General features: G+C 46.8%; 19 protein-coding genes. 12 read left to right on the top strand and 7 right to left on the bottom strand.

The annotated features are described in order from the left end of the window. Window positions 1–235: 235 nt before the first annotated feature. Window positions 236–583, top strand: coding sequence for a ribosome-associated translation inhibitor RaiA (gene raiA, locus QZZ54_RS05055; protein ID WP_290699749.1), 348 nt, complete (start codon window positions 236–238; stop codon window positions 581–583). An 80-nt stretch (window positions 584–663) separates the two neighbouring features. Here the strand turns inward: raiA and QZZ54_RS05050 are convergent, their stop codons facing one another. Next, window positions 664–1,434, bottom strand: coding sequence for an SH3 domain-containing protein (locus QZZ54_RS05050; protein WP_290699747.1), 771 nt, complete (start codon window positions 1,432–1,434; stop codon window positions 664–666). Window positions 1,435–1,684: 250 nt separating this feature from the next. Between QZZ54_RS05050 and QZZ54_RS05045 the strand changes: the two genes are divergently transcribed. The 7 genes from QZZ54_RS05045 (at window position 1,685) to QZZ54_RS05015 (ending at window position 7,724) form a co-directional block, all read left to right on the top strand. Continuing rightward, window positions 1,685–2,890: an HDOD domain-containing protein gene (locus QZZ54_RS05045; protein ID WP_290699745.1), complete on the top strand. Its 1,206-nt coding sequence runs from the start codon at window positions 1,685–1,687 to the stop codon at window positions 2,888–2,890. 210 nt (window positions 2,891–3,100) lie between these two features. Further along, complete coding sequence (locus QZZ54_RS05040; protein ID WP_290699743.1) at window positions 3,101–3,292, top strand: hypothetical protein; 192 nt, start codon at window positions 3,101–3,103, stop codon at window positions 3,290–3,292. A 294-nt stretch (window positions 3,293–3,586) separates the two neighbouring features. After that, a complete protein-coding gene (locus QZZ54_RS05035) occupies window positions 3,587–4,375 on the top strand; it encodes a putative hydro-lyase (protein WP_290700145.1) in 789 nt (262 codons plus the stop codon). 13 nt (window positions 4,376–4,388) lie between these two features. Further along, entirely contained in the window at window positions 4,389–5,123 is a 735-nt protein-coding gene (locus QZZ54_RS05030) for a 5-oxoprolinase subunit PxpA (RefSeq protein WP_290699740.1), read from the top strand. Continuing rightward, window positions 5,120–5,833: a 5-oxoprolinase subunit PxpB gene (gene pxpB / locus QZZ54_RS05025; protein ID WP_290699736.1), complete on the top strand. Its 714-nt coding sequence runs from the start codon at window positions 5,120–5,122 to the stop codon at window positions 5,831–5,833. The genes QZZ54_RS05030 and pxpB overlap by 4 nt, the downstream gene beginning before the upstream one ends. Beyond that, window positions 5,830–6,768, top strand: a complete 939-nt coding sequence (locus tag QZZ54_RS05020; RefSeq protein WP_290699733.1) for a biotin-dependent carboxyltransferase family protein — start codon at window positions 5,830–5,832, stop codon at window positions 6,766–6,768. The genes pxpB and QZZ54_RS05020 overlap by 4 nt, the downstream gene beginning before the upstream one ends. Window positions 6,769–6,869: 101 nt before the next feature. Further along, window positions 6,870–7,724, top strand: coding sequence for a DUF4392 domain-containing protein (locus QZZ54_RS05015; RefSeq protein ID WP_290699731.1), 855 nt, complete (start codon window positions 6,870–6,872; stop codon window positions 7,722–7,724). 98 nt (window positions 7,725–7,822) lie between these two features. On the opposite strand, the gene QZZ54_RS05010 is transcribed toward QZZ54_RS05015, so the two are convergent. Continuing rightward, window positions 7,823–8,869, bottom strand: coding sequence for a PLP-dependent cysteine synthase family protein (locus QZZ54_RS05010; RefSeq protein ID WP_290699728.1), 1,047 nt, complete (start codon window positions 8,867–8,869; stop codon window positions 7,823–7,825). 153 nt (window positions 8,870–9,022) lie between these two features. Between QZZ54_RS05010 and QZZ54_RS05005 the strand changes: the two genes are divergently transcribed. From QZZ54_RS05005 to QZZ54_RS04995, 3 genes are all read left to right on the top strand, one after another. Continuing rightward, window positions 9,023–9,484 carry an Lrp/AsnC family transcriptional regulator gene (locus QZZ54_RS05005; protein ID WP_290699725.1) on the top strand — a complete coding sequence of 154 codons (462 nt, stop codon included), beginning with the start codon at window positions 9,023–9,025 and terminating at the stop codon, window positions 9,482–9,484. Between the two features lie 62 nt (window positions 9,485–9,546). Continuing rightward, window positions 9,547–10,431: a LysR family transcriptional regulator gene (locus QZZ54_RS05000; protein ID WP_290699722.1), complete on the top strand. Its 885-nt coding sequence runs from the start codon at window positions 9,547–9,549 to the stop codon at window positions 10,429–10,431. 373 nt (window positions 10,432–10,804) lie between these two features. Further along, a complete protein-coding gene (locus QZZ54_RS04995) occupies window positions 10,805–11,668 on the top strand; it encodes an aminotransferase class IV (RefSeq protein WP_290699719.1) in 864 nt (287 codons plus the stop codon). A 142-nt stretch (window positions 11,669–11,810) separates the two neighbouring features. Here QZZ54_RS04995 and QZZ54_RS04990 read toward each other — a convergent pair whose 3' ends face one another. The 4 genes from QZZ54_RS04990 to QZZ54_RS04975 form a co-directional block, all read right to left on the bottom strand. Further along, window positions 11,811–12,347: an ATP-binding protein gene (locus QZZ54_RS04990; RefSeq protein ID WP_290699716.1), complete on the bottom strand. Its 537-nt coding sequence runs from the start codon at window positions 12,345–12,347 to the stop codon at window positions 11,811–11,813. Beyond that, entirely contained in the window at window positions 12,347–13,006 is a 660-nt protein-coding gene (pnuC, locus tag QZZ54_RS04985; RefSeq protein ID WP_290699713.1) for a nicotinamide riboside transporter PnuC, read from the bottom strand. The genes QZZ54_RS04990 and pnuC overlap by 1 nt, the downstream gene beginning before the upstream one ends. A 199-nt stretch (window positions 13,007–13,205) precedes the next feature. After that, entirely contained in the window at window positions 13,206–14,258 is a 1,053-nt protein-coding gene (locus QZZ54_RS04980) for an alkene reductase (RefSeq protein ID WP_290699710.1), read from the bottom strand. Between the two features lie 62 nt (window positions 14,259–14,320). Continuing rightward, a complete protein-coding gene (locus tag QZZ54_RS04975) occupies window positions 14,321–14,626 on the bottom strand; it encodes a helix-turn-helix transcriptional regulator (protein WP_290699708.1) in 306 nt (101 codons plus the stop codon). A 508-nt stretch (window positions 14,627–15,134) separates the two neighbouring features. On the opposite strand from QZZ54_RS04975, the gene QZZ54_RS04970 reads away from it, so the two are divergent. After that, complete coding sequence (locus tag QZZ54_RS04970; protein WP_290699706.1) at window positions 15,135–15,338, top strand: DUF1289 domain-containing protein; 204 nt, start codon at window positions 15,135–15,137, stop codon at window positions 15,336–15,338. Window positions 15,339–15,428: 90 nt separating this feature from the next. Here the strand turns inward: QZZ54_RS04970 and QZZ54_RS04965 are convergent, their stop codons facing one another. Continuing rightward, window positions 15,429–17,366 (bottom strand): ATP-dependent DNA helicase RecQ, encoded by a 1,938-nt coding sequence (locus tag QZZ54_RS04965; RefSeq protein WP_290699703.1) that lies wholly within the window; start codon window positions 17,364–17,366, stop codon window positions 15,429–15,431. Between the last annotated feature and the right edge of the window lie 127 nt (window positions 17,367–17,493).

Here is a 17,493-nt window from a genome sequence, read left to right as displayed (position 1 = left end):
CTCACAACTCTTGAATACCCTGACAAAGCAAGCTGATTAATGGATATGAAAGCTAAACAAACGACTTTAGATATAAAAAAGTGAACCAAGCCGGGCAGAGATCAAGGATCTCAATCGTTATTTTCCATATAGCACAAAATGGTTATTTTTTAGTAGCACAAGCGCTTGCAATAAAATCTGAAAAGGGCATTCTGTAAGTGTGACATCAAGCATAGTTTGCATTAAGGGCCACATCATGAATATCAATATTACTAACCGAAATGACAAAGTATCTCCCGCTCTGAGAGACAAAATTGAAAGCTGGTTAGAGGAGAGTCAAAAGCGCTACAACGTCATCACCAGCGCCCAGGTCACCGTTGAAAAAAGTAATGGTAAAGAGGAGATTGTTGAAGCCACTATTCATGCGACTGGCAAAGATCTATTTGCCAAAGCCAGTGAAGAAAATCTTTTTGCTGCACTGGACTCTCTAGCTCATAAGATTGATAAGCAGCTAGCGAAGATCCGTGATATTCAAACCAATAAAAAGGGCTCTGGCATCCCAGTGATGGCTGAACCTGAAGAAGAGATCGTCGAAGAAGAATGATCTCTAATCAAGCAAAAAAAAAGGCTGAACTATGTTCAGCCTTTTTTATTTCTGTTAACCGGATAAGTTACTATAAACCCTCATCGCGGCTCAAGTAACCGTTCGATAATCCAACCGGTAACGTCTTTACCATTTGGATCGACACGGATTTTCTTCCACTCTCCCTGGCTGGCAATCACTTCGACCTGTTGTGGCTTACTCAGCTGACCAATCACCCGATACTCGACTCCCGGGCCCGAACGGAAATTAACTTGCGTGCCTTTAACCCTAAACAAACCGTTACCAGCATCAGGTTCAGTCAATAACTGTGTAGAGGCTAAATTAGATGTTTTACCCTCTGGCATCACTTTAACCGACTTTAAAAATTGTGAAGCAGTCCATGCCTGGGCAGTATTACCTGACTCATTGCGATACCTGACTTTTACCCATTTACCTTCACGATGCAGTTGCTTTACCATCTGATCACGCTTCAAACCACCGACAATAGGCTGGTCACCACCGGGCCCTCTTCGCAACCGGAGTACGTTAACAGCGACTGTATAATATTTCCCGCTATCTTCACTAACGGGCTGACTTGCTCCCTGCTGTTGTGCTGAGAGATGTTCACTTAAAATCCAACCTTTAAGGGCCTGCTTTTCAGCCGTCAGAAAAAAAACTTTAGACCAGGTCCCCTGCTTATCAATCTCCAGCAGAAAACTCCCCTTACTAAGCTGCGTTAAGACCTTATGACTATCAGGAGCAGAAAACACCTTAGCGGTTTGGTTAACGACAAAATACTCAAACGCATGACTTACGAAGGAGAACAGACATAAAAAAGCCAGCAAAGCAGATTTAACAATGGTTGCTTTCACGATATTCGATCCTTAAAAAGTATCAATATAGTGGCCCATCATAGCAATTGTGTCAGTTCTGACAACCTGAATGAGGTGAAGAAATTTGCGATCTGTGTTCCTCTCATCCTGTCGCTTAATAAATACACAATCCGGGGATAATAAAGGCCCTAACCTAATAAAAAATCGCTATACTCAATTCTAGCCACCCGTAGACAGGGCTTACTTACAACGTACATTATTGATTAAGTCCACAAAGCAGGAGCTGTTTATGGCGCAGGATATACTAATGGCCCGCCAGCCAATTTATAATCAGCACCTAAACGTTGTAGCTTATGAATTGTTATACCGTTCAAAAGACAGTCTACAAAACAATCTGATTAGTGATGGCAATAGTGCCACCAGCCAAGTTTTACTTAATAATTACACCAGTATCTATCAGTCCGGCAAACTGACCAAGCTTCCTGCCTTCATCAATCTAACCAAAGAGATGGTGAAATCTGATCGCATGCCTGAACTTTCCCGCGAACATATAGTGCTGGAAATCCTCGAGGGCATGAAGGTCGATGACGAGCTAATTTCCGGCATTCAACGTTTTGTAGATGAAGGGTATAGAGTTGCTCTAGACGACTTTATCTATAGTCCCGAATATGACCCGATCATTCGTATGGCGCATATCGTCAAATTAGACATACTCGAAATGACTGACGAAGAACTCGTCAGGCATGTAGAAATCCTTAAGCCTTTCGATGTCACTTTGTTAGCTGAGAAGATAGAAACACACGCTGAATTCGAACGTTGCCAGGCACTGGGGTTTAAACTCTTCCAAGGCTACTTCCTTTGCCGCCCCCAACTTGTTGAAGGTAAACAGCTGAACTCCAGTGAAATAGTCATGGTCGAACTGATGTCAGTTCTGGCGGAAGCCGATGTAACACCCGCCAGTATTGAGTTGGTGATTAAAAAAGACCCTCAACTCACATTCAGGATTCTTCGAATCGTTAATTCCTCTTTCTACAATCTGACCAGAAAGATAGACAGCCTTGAAGAAGCGATCATATTACTGGGAATATCTGAGATAAAACGCTGGTGTGCTTTGATCGCTTTTTCAGATCAAACGGGAAAGCCCGAAGAACTGACCCGTCATACACTTATCCGCGCCCGCATGTGTGAACTTTTGGCTGAAAACATTCCTGGAATGTCTGGTTCAACAGCCTTTATGATGGGTGTCGTTTCCGGTCTTGATGCCCTGCTTGATATCCCAATGGAAGAAATTCTGGATCAGGTATTCCTGAGTGATGATATTGAGAAAGCCATTCTAATGAGTGAGGGCCCTTACGGGGACTTACTATGCTGTGTTGATAATTTGATTCAGGGGCACTGGAACAAATTATCTTCCCAACACTCAGAACAAGATCTCAGCAAATCCTATATCGAGAGTCTGGCCTGGGTGACTGAAATCACAGATAAAATGATCTGACCCCTGTCTCTCCGCCTCTAGTTCACCCCCTTCCTAATGACGACCAAGCAAACCCACAACTAACTAAACGTGATCAGGTTGAAACTACAGATCTGATAAGAATTTGTTATCAGATCTGTAAGCGATTATTCATTAGACAGAATTCGATGGTAGGACGACAATAACTACATATTCACACAACCATGAATTTAAAGAGAGTATGGTCCACTCATGAGCACAATGATCTCACTGAACAAGTTTCAACAACTTCGCCATGTTGATGAAATCGTTGAACAGGCGGTAAATAGCTGGTGGGTATACCGTCGTACTATCGGTTATAACGGAGGCCTGAGCGCTACAGCCCGCGTCGTCTTTTTCGGACGTACTAAAGCCCAGGTGACAGAGTGGATGGCCAATCAGTAAGCGACTACAGGTTTTGACTGACTTCTAAATACCTCTAGATTTTAGTTAACCGGCTGGTCAGCGATCCTGACCAGCCTCCCCCTACCCCAGCCACCTGGCATTTCCTTCGACGTTAGAGCTCTACTTTTAGCTCCATTTTTTCCAACAGGGTCTAAGCTTATACTCTGTTCTACCGGCAGTTTAGCCTGATAGGATTCAATTATCAGGCTGTCGTTGTCCCGCATTCTTTAAATGCAGGAAAACAAAGTCACAAAAGAGCGTCGCATTGCGACCCGCAGAATAAAGGTAAAACTGATGAACAAAGAGATGACTCCTTTTGAGATCCGCCAGCAGATTCGCAACGGCGATTTTACCGGTAATACGTCTGGATTCGGACAGGGTTTTGTACAGGGAAACCTCGCGATTATGCCAAAAGAATGGGCTAATGACTTTCTCCAGTTCTGCCAAAAGAACCCAAAACCTTGCCCGATTGTTGGCATGTCCAGCCAGCCAGGCGAATTTATGCTGCCAGACCTCGGCCAAGAGATTGATATCCGCAGCGATGTACCGAGATACCGTATCTACGAAAAGGGCATACTGACCCAGGAAGTCGCTGACCTGACACCTTTCTGGCGTGATGATCTGGTGACCTTTGTATTAGGCTGTTCATTCTCTTTTGAAGAAGCGTTGATCGCCGACGGACTGGAAGTACGTAATATCACCGAAGGTGTCAACGTACCTATGTACCGCACCAACATTGAGTGTAAAAGTGCGGGACGCTTCAGCGGCACCACCGTCGTGAGTATGCGTCCAATGAAAGCGGCTGATGCAATTCGTGCTGTACAAATCTGCACCCGCTTCCCATCAGTACATGGCGCACCTCTTCACTTGGGCGATCCGTCTCAGATCGGAATCACCGATATAAACTCACCTGACTTTGGCGATGCCGTTACCATCAAAGAGGGTGAACTTCCAGTATTCTGGGCTTGCGGGGTAACACCACAAGTGGCCATTGAGCAAGCCAAGCCGGAATTCTGTATCACCCACAGCCCGGGGCATATGCTGATAACCGATCTGCCAAACAGCCGTCTGGCTATACTGTAAAGGAGAATCAACTATGTCTTTACGTCTGAATTGTGACTTAGGTGAAAGCTTTGGCTCCTGGAAAATGGGTCTTGATGAAGCAGTAATGCCGCACATAGACCAGGCAAATATCGCCTGTGGTTTTCACGCTGGCGACCCGCTAGTGTTACAGAAGACACTGACGCTGGCCAAAGATAACAGTGTCACTATTGGCGCACACCCCGGTTACCCAGATCTTGTCGGTTTTGGTCGTCGTAGTATTAAAGCCTCTGCGGCAGAATTAAAAGCGATGGTGCAGTACCAGATCGCAGCTATCGATGGAATGGCATTAACTCAGGGTATGACTCTGAGCTACGTTAAGCCTCACGGCGCTATGTACAACGATATGATGGCTGACGCTTCCATACGCCAAACCATCATGCAGGCCGTCGCCGAGTATCACCGTCCACTGGTTCTGATGCTTCAGAGCACGCCTCAATTTGAGCAGCACCTTGAGGAAGCTAAAGCCGCCGGTATAGAGCTTTGGTTTGAGATCTTTGCCGACCGCTGTTACGACGACGACGGCAAGTTATTAGCCCGCACCAAGCCAGGAGCCGTTCACACCAAAGAGAAGATGCTAACTCAGGTTAAACAGCTTAAAGAACAAGGTACCGTCACTACCGTTAGCGGGCATACCTTAAACCTGCGCGCTGATACCCTTTGTGTACATGGTGACAATATGGACGGCGTTAATGCTATTGAGGAAATTAGAGAGTTGATCCGCCAATGATTAGCATGGCAGACAAAAGCATCCGCATCGAAGTGGCAGGCGAAAATGCTCTGATCATCTACTTTGGTGAAAAGACCGATCCAAGCGTGTCGGCACGGGTCCAACAAGCGGTCACCATTCTTGAGACTGAGTTAAATGGCAAGCTGATCGATATGGTGCCTTCCTATGCGTCATTGCTGGTGATCTATGATCAGTTGGCAACTGACCACCTGGAAGTACGCAGTACCATACGCAAGGTACTTAACCAATTGAGCGATGCCGTTAACGCAGAGGGGAATCTGGTTATCCTGCCTGCATATTACAGCAGTGAATCTGGCCCCGATCTTGATGCTCTGGCTCAACGGGCCGGGCTCAGTGCTGATGAAGTAATTAAGTTACATAGCGAAATGGAATATCGGGTCTACGCCATCGGCTTTGCACCGGGGTTCGCATACCTTGGCGAAGTCGATGAACGAATTGCCGCTCCACGCCTTTCTACACCGAGAATGAAGGTTCCCCGTGGCGCTATCGCTATTGCTGACCGTCAGACCGCTGTTTATCCGGCGATATCTCCCGGCGGCTGGAATCTGATCGGACTTTGTCCTACGCGTATGTTTGACCCAGAAGCTAAACCTACCATGCCCGTTCAGGTAGGAGACCGCATTAAATTCAACCCGATCAGCCGTGATGAGTTTTTCTCTCTGGGTGGTGAACTGGGAGAGATAAAATGAGCGGTTTTAAAGTTATTCAACCGGGTCTGCTTACCCTGATCCAGGATGCCGGCCGTTTCGGTCACCATCGCATCGGCCTGACCACCGGTGGTCCATTGGATAGTCTGGCGTTCAAATGGGCTAACCGTCTGGTTGATAACCCAATGAACAGCACCACCCTGGAGATTAGTTTTGGCGGTTTGGTGATGCAAGCTGAGACTGATGCCCAGATCGTGCTGGCCGGCGCCGAGATGCCCCTGAAGATCAACGGTATTGAACAAGATCGCTGGCACGCTCACAAGATCAAAGCAGGCGATAAAATCGAAGTCAGTTTCTCGACACAAGGTGCACGTGCTTACCTGGCCGTCAGCGGTGGCTTTCAGGTAGAGCACAGTTTTTCCAGCAGCGCGACAGTTACCCGCGAAGGCATCGGCGGTTTTACCGGTGAAAAGCTCCAACAGGGTGATTATCTACATTGCAATCCACCTGTAGATCATCGTGGTTTCCGCCTACCTGACGAACATCGTCCCGACTACTTCGACGACATATCCCTAAGGGTGATTACCGGTTATCAGCAACAGGCTTTCAGCGATTACCAAAAACGATTGTTTTTCAGTAGCGAATACAAGGTTACTGATCGTGCTGACCGCATGGGCTACCGATTGGAAGGCCCTGAAGTTAAACCGGCGATTGATGGCATTTTATCTGAAGGTATCTGCCACGGAGCGATACAGATTCCGGCCGATGGTCAACCGATCGTATTGCTTAATGATCGACAGACGATCGGCGGCTATCCGAAGATAGGCTCAATGATCGCAATGGATACAGCCCGAATGGCTCAGTTACTCCCAGGCTCTCGAATATCATTCGAGGAGATCAGTATCGATGATGCCCATAACCTACATTGCCTGGCCCATGTTCGGTTTAACAATACCGAGCCGGAAGCCATCGATTAAGCAAACAGCCAGGCTCTTGTAGATGAGTACCTATAGATAAGTACTTATAGCTGAGTCTGTATTAATGGCTACGAACAGAATTTTTAAAGAGAGAACTCTCGATGTCTAAGAATCAGATCAACGAATCAGCCCTGAGCCTTCAGGTAGAAGACCTACTGGTTTCCCGCAACCTGCGCGGCATGAAAACCGTTCAGCCTGCTCTTTCTACAGGCTACTACCTGCGCGCTGCACGCACACTTTATAAGTGTAAAGGCCATGTACTGATTGGTACCGGCTTTCCTGTAGTCGACACCTTTGAAACCGATGGCCCCGTTGGCGCTATTGCGCTCTACGAAGCATTGGAAAAACTCGGTGCCACACCGGTTATCGTTTGTGGACCGCCGGTATCTCAGGCACTGATGGACAACTACCGGGTACATGAAATCCGCGTTGGCGAACATCAGGAACGTACCCTTGAAGCTTTCAAGGCACTGTACAACTATAACCCAGATGCCGTGTTATCTATCGAACGCCCGGGACAGGCAGCAGATGGGGGCTATTACAATATGCGCGGCGAGAGCATCAGTGAACGCACCGCTTGTTTCGATACCTTTGTTAACAACGCTAAGTGCCCGACGATTGGTATCGGCGATGGTGGCAACGAAATTGGTATGGGTAACATTACTGAAGCGCTTAAAGATCTGGATATCAACGCGGCGGCAACCTGCGTTGATGAGCTACTGATCGCCGATGTATCTAACTGGGGAGCATATGGCCTGATCACATTCTTCAGTCTCTGGAGTGGCCGCGATCTGCTAGGTGAGTTCGAACCATTAGCGATCCTTGAATACCTGTCCAAGCTTGGTAGTGTTGATGGCGTTACCCGCATCAACGAACTCACCGAAGATGGTCTGCCGGTTGATGAAGGGATCAGTGTTATAAAAGAACTGCGTGGACTGATTGGTTATAACGACTAACCACTGATACAAATAAGAAACCGCCGTATGGCGGTTTTTTTATGTCTGAAAATTGCAGCGAAGAACGAGTTGCCCCCTGACCGACTCCTCTAAAAAATCTATCCCCCCGTCATCACTTTCAGAGGTTCCTGATAAAGAGAGATATCGCCAATATTTTGTGCCACCCATTGCGCATCATAATAGCTATCCAGGTAGCGCTCACCGCTATCACAGATAAGCGTAACCAGAGAGCCCTTTTCGCCCCGCTGATGCATCTCCGCTGCAAGCGTCAACATACCCCAAAGGTTGGTTCCGGTTGACGCCCCTGCTCTGCGACCTGTTTGCTGTTCCAGCCAGCGCATCGCAGCAACCGAAGCCCCATCAGGTACTTTGATCATCCGGTCGATCACTGTAGGTTGAAACGACTCCTCCGCCCGAGGGCGCCCGATTCCTTCAATTCGCCCCCCTTTAGCAATTTCAATCGAACGATCACCGGTTCGCCAAACGTCATAGAATACTGAGTTTTCAGGGTCGACGGCCATCAGTTCTGTATCCAATCCTTTATAGCGAATATAACGCCCTAAAGTCGCTGTTGTTCCACCGGTACCGGCACTCATAACGATGGCAGCAGGCACCGGATGAGGCTCCTGGCTCATCTGCCGAAAGATACTCTCAGCAATATTGCTATTACCCCGCCAGTCGGTAGCCCGCTCAGCATAACGGAACTGATCCATGAAATGGCCATTACATTCTTGCGCTAACATCACCGCGGCATCATGCATCTGAGTGGGGCAATCGACGTAATGACAACGACCACCATAAAATTCGACTTGCTTGATTTTAGCTACGGCGGTCTTACGCGGCATTACCGCTACAAATGGCACACCAATCATACGAGCAAAGTAGGCTTCTGAGACAGCAGTACTTCCCGAAGAAGCCTCGATCACGGTTGTCTGATTGCTAATCTGTCCATTACATAACGCATAGAGAAACAGAGAGCGGGCTAACCGGTGTTTCAGGCTTCCGGTAGGGTGACTGCTCTCATCCTTCAAATACAGGTCGATTCCAACCAGACCCGGCACATCCAGCTTAATTAGATGCGTATCAGCAGAACGCTGTGCGTCGGCCTGAATCAGGGCTACCGCCTCTTGTACCCAGCTCGTCATATCGGCAATTCCTCAACTCAATTATTCAACTCAATTATTCAACACACAAAGTATAGAACTGTGCTGATAGAAAGTTTTTGTCTTTTTCTGGATTAAATCGCCAATATATAGAATAATTTTCTCATCTATTATCATTTTAGGATAAATATTTTTATGGATAGCGTAGATAAGAAAATACTTAACCTACTACAGCAGGATACGACCCTGTCGGTTAATGACATAGCTGAACGGGTTAACCTCTCAACAACCCCCTGTTGGAAACGCATTAAAAAGCTTGAGGATACCGGCGTCATCAAAGCTCGGGTAGCACTGTTGAACAGTGCAAAAGTAGGTGCGGGGGTTTCTGTTTTTGTCCACTTGAAAACCCACAATCATGAAGACCTGTGGCTGGCGCGCTTTGCTGAAAGCATCACTGGTTTTGATGAGGTGATGGAATGCTACCGAATGGCCGGTGAGTGGGATTACCTGTTAAGAGTCGCCACTAAAGATATCGAATCTTTTGACCGTTTCTATAAAAAGCTCATTACTGAAATAAATGGTTTAACCGATGTAACTTCCAGCTTTGCCATGGAGGAGATTAAATTCTCCACCTGCCTTCCGCTTCACAACATCTAAAAGTTTGCACCGCCGGCAGGCTTCTATATAGTTGACTCGATGATTACACGAGTATTATCCCCATGCGCCTGAGAAACCTGAACACTTTTATCAAAGTAGCGAGTCTGGGAAGTTTCCACGCTGCCGCCCAACAACTGCATGCCACTCAACCGGCTATATCAGCACGCATTAACACACTTGAAGAGGAACTGGGGACCCAGCTTTTTATTCGTGATAAGAGCGGCACCCGACTCTCTTCCCGTGGTGTACAGCTACTTCCCTATGCAAAGAAACTACTGGCAATCAGTCAGGAGATGAAGCAGCAAATCAGCGATCAAAACCCGCAAAAGGGCACGCTGCGTATCGGCATTACCGACACACTGGCGAATCTATATCTTTCTCCATTACTGAAACACTGGCAGCAACAGCATCCTTTAATGTCATTTGAGTTGATCAGTGATGTAACACCGACTCTGACTCGTCAATTGCAAGAGAACCAACTGGACCTGGCTCTGATGGTGGCTGGAAATAACGACCAGCCCGAACTGGTGACAGAGCCCTTATGTAGTTACCCTCAACACTGGGTCGCGACACCGGAGCGACTCGCTGAAAACCCCGTCACCAGCATAGAAGAACTCAGCCACTCCCCAATTCTAAGCTTTCCCCGTGACACCCGGCCCTGGGACTATCTGCAACAGCTGTTTCGGCCCCTTGATGAAACGCCTGTCTTTCATACCTGTAGTTCTGTCGCCAACTTGCTGACACTCACGCTTCAGGGAGCAGGAATGGCGCTCTTACCCGCGCCAATTGTAAAAGAACACCTGGCAAAAGGAATGTTAGTAGAGTTCAGCCCCGGCCCTAAACCACCGGAACTTGCATTCTGTGCCTGCTGGCGGCTAGATGATGACCGGATTCTTCCCCAGCTGTTAGCCCAAAGCGGCCGTGAAATTATTATCACTACAGTCTAGGCCATTAAGCTTGCGCCAAAACGACCAAAAACATAGACAGGACTTATAACTAAAACCCTGTATATAACGCTATTTATTTCTGTTTGATAAACATATACAGATTTTTTTTCTTATCTTTTTAAAGCTATTGAAACTATTCCTCTTTTCTAAGAAACTGACCTCCATAGAAAAACCAGACCGCAGTAAACCTGCCCGGTTTTCTGCAAAATTGCATGACTCTATCGCTGTCCTCAGATCGATACCCGATCAAGTTAAATCAGCAACACAGAGTCATAGTATTCCGGACCATGCATTAAGACTTCACCACCTGGCTATATTCGAGTCGGGGTTTACACTTAAGCAGGGTCTCACACACGTTTAAAGGAAGGTTAATATGAGCATTGCATACCTTAATGGCGAATACCTGCCACTAGAAGAAGCCCGCATCTCACCAATGGATCGCGGCTTTCTGTTTGGCGACGGTATCTACGAAGTAATTCCGTATTACAACGGTAAATCTGTAGGCCTGATGCCCCATATCAACCGTATGATCAACGGCCTTACTGAGATCGAGATCAAGAATAGTCACACCGCTGACGAGTGGAAAACCCTACTGAGCGATCTGATTGCTAAAAACAGCGACCTGGGTACAAACCTGGGTGTATACGTTCACGTGTCTCGTGGTACTGACGTTAAGCGTTACCATGCGTATCCAGAAGGTGTAGAGCCAACTATCTTCTGTTTCGCCTTCGCTATCAAAGATCCTGAGCCAGCTGATCGTAGTCAAGTACACCAATACAGCATGGTTTCGACTGAAGACCTACGCTGGCAGCGCTGCCACATAAAATCGACTGCACTGCTAGGCAACGTTATCCATTTCCAGGAAGGCTACTCTACCGGTAACGACGAAGCCCTGCTTTTCAACGCTAAAGGCGAGCTGACCGAAGCCAGCTCATGTAACGTATTTATCGTTAAAGATGGCGTGATTGCGACCCCGATTCAGGACAACCAGATCCTGCCGGGTATCACCCGTCGCATCATCATCGATAGCCTCAAAGCAGATGGTTCCCTGAAGGTTGAAGAGCGTATTATCACTCTGGAAGAAGCACAAAATGCTGATGAACTTTGGGTTTCCAGCTCATCTAAAGAGATCGCGCCGGTCACTAAACTGGATGGAAAGCCTGTCGGTAATGGCGAAGTTGGCGAGATCTGGGAAAAAGCATTCAAGATCTACACTGCGTCAAAGTACGACTTCTAAGCACTGCTAGTAAGTACTACTGGCAAGCACGGCTATTAAGTCCTGCGATTAAGCAGACGATTTAGCCGATAACTGACTCTCAAAAAACGCACCTCGGTGCGTTTTTTTATGGCTAAAGAACAGTTATATACTCTAAATAGGCTTAGGCTTTAGCCGCCTGCTCTGCCATCAGACACTCTACAGCCGCTTCAGCATTCGCTAATCGTTGCAGACCCACCCCCTCCACCCCCTCCACTACCGCATAGGGCCGGTTAAGCCGCTTAATCTCACTCAAATGGCGCTGATAAAGCATCTCACGATCGTCTGGGTTCTCCCGCAACAAGTCAGGCTTCCAGGGAAGATCGGGCATACATAGCAGATAGACGTGGGATGACTCTTTCTCAATCCCCTCGATAATCTGCCCAGGGCAATGCCCAAAAACCTCTTCAGCCCAGATTTTATAATTGATCATATCAGTATCGAAAATACCCATTGGCGCAACAGGATCAACCTCTGTCTGTTGATAGTCCCGATGTAATCCGCTCAATCGAATCAGCAGTTCAAGGTCATAGTCAGGGCCATTTTCTTCCAGATAACAGCGAGCATACTCCAGTGCATAAGGCAGATTGAATTGTCTGCCCAGGTGCTCTGCAATAGTACTTTTCCCGGATGATTCCGCACCTGTAATAACAATCCTCATTAGGAAAGGTCGCTCGCCAAGGGTTGAGCTTTAAGAGACCTGTGCCACTGAATCCAGCCATAGATCCCCAGACCCAGAAAAATTGCATATTGGAAGGAGTATATAGGCGCGCCTTTAACCCAGTAGATGTAAATACCAAGCACATTGACGATACACCAGCCGACCCAGTTTTCCATCCGTTTACGTGCCTGAAGGAACTGAGCAAAAAAGCTTAATACGGTAGTGACAGAATCAAGCCACAACAACGAGGGTTGAGGAATCCAACTAACCTTTGCTGCCAATGCCGTTATACCAAAGCCCCACCCAGCGATACAGAGAACTGTGGCAAAAAACAGAGCCAACTGCTTATCTCTGGCTAGCCATACCGGAACAAAAGAGGCCTCCTCTCGAGCCGCACTCCCTTTAGCCCAGACCCTCCAGCAGTACAGCTGAATCGGGATATAAGTAAGGTAAAGAATGCCATCGGAAACTAACTGCCACTCGGTAATCGCCAACCATGCGGAGATTGACGCCCACAGGATACCCAACGGCCAACCCCAAATGCTCTGCCGGGCAATCAGAATAACCCCCAGAATAGCGCTCACAGTTGCTATAATTTCCAGAGGGGTACTACCCAACAGTTGTAGCCACTCGATAGTCGCCAGGATATTATTTTCCATAAGAATATTTTTCGTTTTTCTCTTCAGCTAATAGTTTTCAATATTCAAATCCGACTGAATCAAATTCGGATCGGTGCACAGCGCATAGTAACGCTCATATTGAGCTGGATTATCAGCGCTTATACAACTAAAACAATGCTTATTTATATAAAAAAAGGCCTGCATCAAGCAGGCCTTTTTATTCACTCAACAGACTGACTCATCCCAGCGATGGGTAATCCGTGTAGCCCTCTGCTCCCTGGACATGAAACAGTTCGGGGCGCGGCGTGTTCTGTTCCTCATCCAATTCCAGACGTTTTGGCAGATCCGGATTGGCAATAAATGGTACACCGAACGCAATAGCATCGGCTTTACCATCCGCCAACCACTGATTACCCTTAACCTTATTGAACTGTTCATTAGCGATTACCGGGCCAGCAAACAACTCTTTTAACAATGGCGTTAAGCTGTCCTCTGCATCATGTTCACGGGTCGAAATAAAGGCGATGCTCCGTTTACCCAGCTCAGTCGCTACATAGCTAAAGGTCTCGACAGGGTTTGAGTCGCCCATATCATGAGCATCCATCCGTGGAGACAGATGTACAGCAACCCGATCCTTATCCCAAACATCGATACAAGCATCCGTAACTTCTAATAACAGGCGGGCACGATTTTCCAGTGAACCACCGTACTCATCATCCCGCAGGTTAGTTTTATCCTGCAGGAACTGATCCAGCAGATAACCGTTCGCCCCATGCACATGTACACCGTCAAAACCGGCGGCTTTTGCATTAATCGCACCCTGACGAAACGTTTCTACAACCTCTTTAATCTCACTCAGTGTTAAGGCACGAGGTTGTACGAAATCCTTTATTGGACGCATCAGACTGACATGCCCTTCTGGGCGTACAGCACTTGGCGCGACCGGCAACTCACCATTCAAATAAATAGGGTCTGACACGCGACCTACATGCCATAGTTGAAGAAATATACGTCCACCCGCCTGATGGATAGCATCGGTGACCAGCTTCCAGCCTTGCACCTGCTCATCAGACCAGATTCCCGGTGTATTAGGGTAACCTATCCCCATAGGTGTAACCGAGGTTGCTTCAGAGAGAATCAGACCGGCACTGCTACGCTGGGCATAATACTCAGCCATTAATGCGTTTGGCACCCGCCCTTCATCCGCACGGCCACGGGTTAAAGGTGACATTACAATACGGTTTTTCAGGGTCAGATCACCCAAAGTAACTGGATCAAATAAAGTTGGCATCGATAACTCCGGTAATTTGTTAAGAGCGGGTCTGAAGAAAAGCATTAATAAAAGTTATTCAATTAAAGCTGTTCATTTAAACGCGACAAAAATTGCTTAATAATCTCTTCATTACGGGCGAAGAAATTCCACTGACCTACTTTTTTTCTACTGATAAAACCAGCCCGCTGCAGAGTTGCAAGATGAGCTGAAACTGTGGACTGTGACAGACCTGTTTTCTGGTCGATCAAACCCGCACAAACGCCGAAACTTAGTGGGTGCTCCTGATCTGAAAAATACAGCTCAGGTTGTTTTAACCAATTTAGAATATCTCTACGCACCGGGTGCGACAGCGCTTTGATCATCTCATCGAGTTCGGTAGAGCTCATACAATTCCTCTATAGCGTTTATCTCTCAATCATAATATCGTTAAATCGCGATATAGCAATATATAATTCGTTTTTATTCGATATATAGATACTTTGAGCGCTTTATAAATCAAAAAATGGGTTCTCTATCCAGGCCTTTTCTATCGACCCCCTTGCTGCTCAGTATTTTAATCCGAGTCGTTACTACTATGCTTACACTCGCCCTCTAGCCTTGCTTACTTTAAAAGTGTCTACCAGAATTTGAGCCTGATTAAACAAGGCATCAGATAGGCAAGAAGATGAATATTCAGCTAGCCTATGGGTATACGGTTGATAGTAGCTATGATTCAGTCAATTATCTGGAAAGCACTCTTACTTGATCCCTAAAGACCGGGACTAAAGCTGTAATTTTGCTAGTATCGAAGTATTGCTGGTTTGATTGAAGGTTTTTAACGCGGGTATGTTTCTGAAGCGAAGTTAACTCTGAGGCGCCTTTACTATTCTAATACAGTCATTTTGAGTAGCCCATATGACAAAATCTAATTTCAGCAGTGCATCTGAAGTTGCGAACTCTCCTTGTGTCCGCAACTGCTGTTTAGATGAAAAAGACATCTGTATGGGGTGTTATCGTTCACTTGAAGAGATTCTAAACTGGCACCAGGCATCAGATGATGAAAAAAATGAGATTCTGACCTTATGTCAGCTTCGTAAACACCGACGTTATGCTCTCTAATGAAGCAGTGATATAAACCGTTATTTTATGTCACTCTTCTGCAGCATCACTTTTACGCGATTAACGTTAAGGTTAAATCCTTCCCTTGCTTTACCCCAATGACTCGACCTTTTTAAGAATATCAGCGTATCTCAGACTTTCGCAACTCCCAAAGCCACTCAACTGTCGAACTTTGTTACGGGCAAACAACGGCACACTGATACCCGCCAGGAAACGACACTGGGTATCAATCGAAATAGTCTCTGAATGCTTCGCAGCGAGGTGCTGTCGCAACCCAGAGAGATAACTCTGGAGTTGTTCATCGGAAGGCCAGCTGGGTGATACTGAGTATTCCAGACGTGCTGACAAGCCTCTGCACGAGGAACAGTGCCCGCAGTTTTCAGCACTTTCGTGGTCATCAAAATAGATCGAGAGGTTACGACTCAAACAGCTATCGAGCTCAAAGAAACTGATCAGTGCAGCGATGCGTTTTATCTCTTTTTCTTCTTTATCCGCAAAATACTCATATAGTCTTTGTCCCAGTTCAGGATCAGCTAACGCTGCCAGATTTATCTGAAATACCTCAGTAATTTTCTTTGTTTCAAGTTCGATCAGACGCTGCTCTTGCAAGTAGTCCAGCGCCGAAACAACCCGTTTACGGTCACAGTTATAAGCCCTGAACAGAGCCTCAAATTCCAGGGCTCCCCAGACTCGTTTAAACTGAGTATTAGCAAAGACTGAAGATAAAAAATCTTTTCGCTCACCGTTAAAGCCTTCTAGTATCTGGCTCTCAGGCTGTAATAATTTATATTTGAAATCGGCAAAATAGGCGTACAACGGCTGCAGAACACCTAGCAACTCTAGTTGCACAAGCAAGGTTTTCATCGGTAACTGACGGATATTACTGGCAGTAGACAGCCCATGTAGCTGTAATTCCCACTGACTGCTCTGACACTCATTGCGGATATTATCCAGAACATGCTCGATGCCACTGAGTTCGGGAGTATCTCCATAGACAAAATTTTCGACCGTATTCAAACCGTCCAAATTAGCCAGCGTGATGCAGTTAGATGGCAATCCGTCCCGCCCCGCCCGACCGATCTCCTGACTGTAGTTTTCAATCGATTTAGGCAGGTCATAATGTATAACGAAGCGGATATTACTTTTATCAATCCCCATACCAAAGGCGATGGTCGCCACCACAACATTAATGCGACCGGACATAAAATCAGACTGGATCTTTTGACGTTTCTGATCTTCAAAACCCGCATGATAGGCGCTAGCGTTAATTCCCTGCTGAAGCAGAAATCCTGCAACCTGCTCAGCGCTGTGTTGCAAAGTCACATAGACGATACCCGGCCCCTGCTGTTCCCTGATCGATTGCAACAACTGACTATTTTTACCCGCACTGGAGACCGGCAGTACCGTCAGGTCTAGATTTGGACGATAGAAACCTGTCTGAACAATATGCTCTTCACTAATATCAAACTTTTGCGCCATATCCAGCTTTACTTGCCGTGTTGCGGTGGCCGTTAACAACAACACCAAAGGGATATTAAGCGCTTCTCTATAAGCAGGTAGTTTAAGGTAGTCTGGTCGAAAGTTATGACCCCACTCAGAGATACAGTGTGCTTCATCTACCACCAGCATTGATACCGGAACTGACTGAATAAACTGTCGGAAACGTTCATTCTTAAACCGCTCCACCGATACCATCAGAATTTTCGTTGTGCCGTTACGTATATCACTCATCACCTGGCGGTTCTGGTCCGGTGTTAGTGTTGAATCAATACTGGCGGCAGGAATGCCCTTTTGGGCCAGAAACTCTAACTGATCTTTCATCAGCGCCAACAGAGGAGACACCACCAGCGTTAGATGCGGAAGCTGTGTTGCGGTTAACTGATAACAAAGTGATTTACCCGAGCCGGTGGGAAAGATGGCTAGCGAAGAGTTGCCATTGAGCAGCTGACTGACCGTTTGCTCCTGCCCCTGGCGGAACTGGTCAAAACCAAAAAATTGTTTAAGTGGGGAGTGCAGGTCAATTGTCATCTGAGTACTCGTCGTAAGTCCATTTATAAGCTTTAATGGGGTTAGCGCATATCTGCTCAGCTTGGTACTGACTCAAGAACAACAGCAGTTCAATGTTTCGCAGTATAACCACTTCCACGAACACTGC

It is taken from the genome of Amphritea sp. (genome assembly GCF_016744155.1).
Classification (GTDB): Bacteria; Pseudomonadota; Gammaproteobacteria; order Pseudomonadales; family Balneatricaceae; genus Amphritea.
This window is presented reverse-complemented; position numbering and strand designations above follow the sequence as displayed.

Coding starts and splice junctions, on each gene's coding strand:
- QZZ54_RS04995 (WP_290699719.1), top strand. CDS start 10,805: ATGAGCATTGCATACCTTAATGGCGAATACCTGCCACTAGAAGAAGCC.
- QZZ54_RS05010 (WP_290699728.1), bottom strand. CDS start 8,869: ATGACGAGCTGGGTACAAGAGGCGGTAGCCCTGATTCAGGCCGACGCA.
- pxpB (WP_290699736.1), top strand. CDS start 5,120: ATGATTAGCATGGCAGACAAAAGCATCCGCATCGAAGTGGCAGGCGAA.
- QZZ54_RS05035 (WP_290700145.1), top strand. CDS start 3,587: ATGAACAAAGAGATGACTCCTTTTGAGATCCGCCAGCAGATTCGCAAC.
- QZZ54_RS05020 (WP_290699733.1), top strand. CDS start 5,830: ATGAGCGGTTTTAAAGTTATTCAACCGGGTCTGCTTACCCTGATCCAG.
- QZZ54_RS04980 (WP_290699710.1), bottom strand. CDS start 14,258: ATGCCAACTTTATTTGATCCAGTTACTTTGGGTGATCTGACCCTGAAA.
- QZZ54_RS05000 (WP_290699722.1), top strand. CDS start 9,547: ATGCGCCTGAGAAACCTGAACACTTTTATCAAAGTAGCGAGTCTGGGA.
- QZZ54_RS04975 (WP_290699708.1), bottom strand. CDS start 14,626: ATGAGCTCTACCGAACTCGATGAGATGATCAAAGCGCTGTCGCACCCG.
- QZZ54_RS05015 (WP_290699731.1), top strand. CDS start 6,870: ATGTCTAAGAATCAGATCAACGAATCAGCCCTGAGCCTTCAGGTAGAA.
- QZZ54_RS05040 (WP_290699743.1), top strand. CDS start 3,101: ATGAGCACAATGATCTCACTGAACAAGTTTCAACAACTTCGCCATGTT.
- QZZ54_RS04990 (WP_290699716.1), bottom strand. CDS start 12,347: ATGAGGATTGTTATTACAGGTGCGGAATCATCCGGGAAAAGTACTATT.
- QZZ54_RS04965 (WP_290699703.1), bottom strand. CDS start 17,366: ATGACAATTGACCTGCACTCCCCACTTAAACAATTTTTTGGTTTTGAC.
- pnuC (WP_290699713.1), bottom strand. CDS start 13,006: ATGGAAAATAATATCCTGGCGACTATCGAGTGGCTACAACTGTTGGGT.
- QZZ54_RS05030 (WP_290699740.1), top strand. CDS start 4,389: ATGTCTTTACGTCTGAATTGTGACTTAGGTGAAAGCTTTGGCTCCTGG.
- QZZ54_RS05005 (WP_290699725.1), top strand. CDS start 9,023: ATGGATAGCGTAGATAAGAAAATACTTAACCTACTACAGCAGGATACG.
- QZZ54_RS05045 (WP_290699745.1), top strand. CDS start 1,685: ATGGCGCAGGATATACTAATGGCCCGCCAGCCAATTTATAATCAGCAC.
- QZZ54_RS04970 (WP_290699706.1), top strand. CDS start 15,135: ATGACAAAATCTAATTTCAGCAGTGCATCTGAAGTTGCGAACTCTCCT.
- raiA (WP_290699749.1), top strand. CDS start 236: ATGAATATCAATATTACTAACCGAAATGACAAAGTATCTCCCGCTCTG.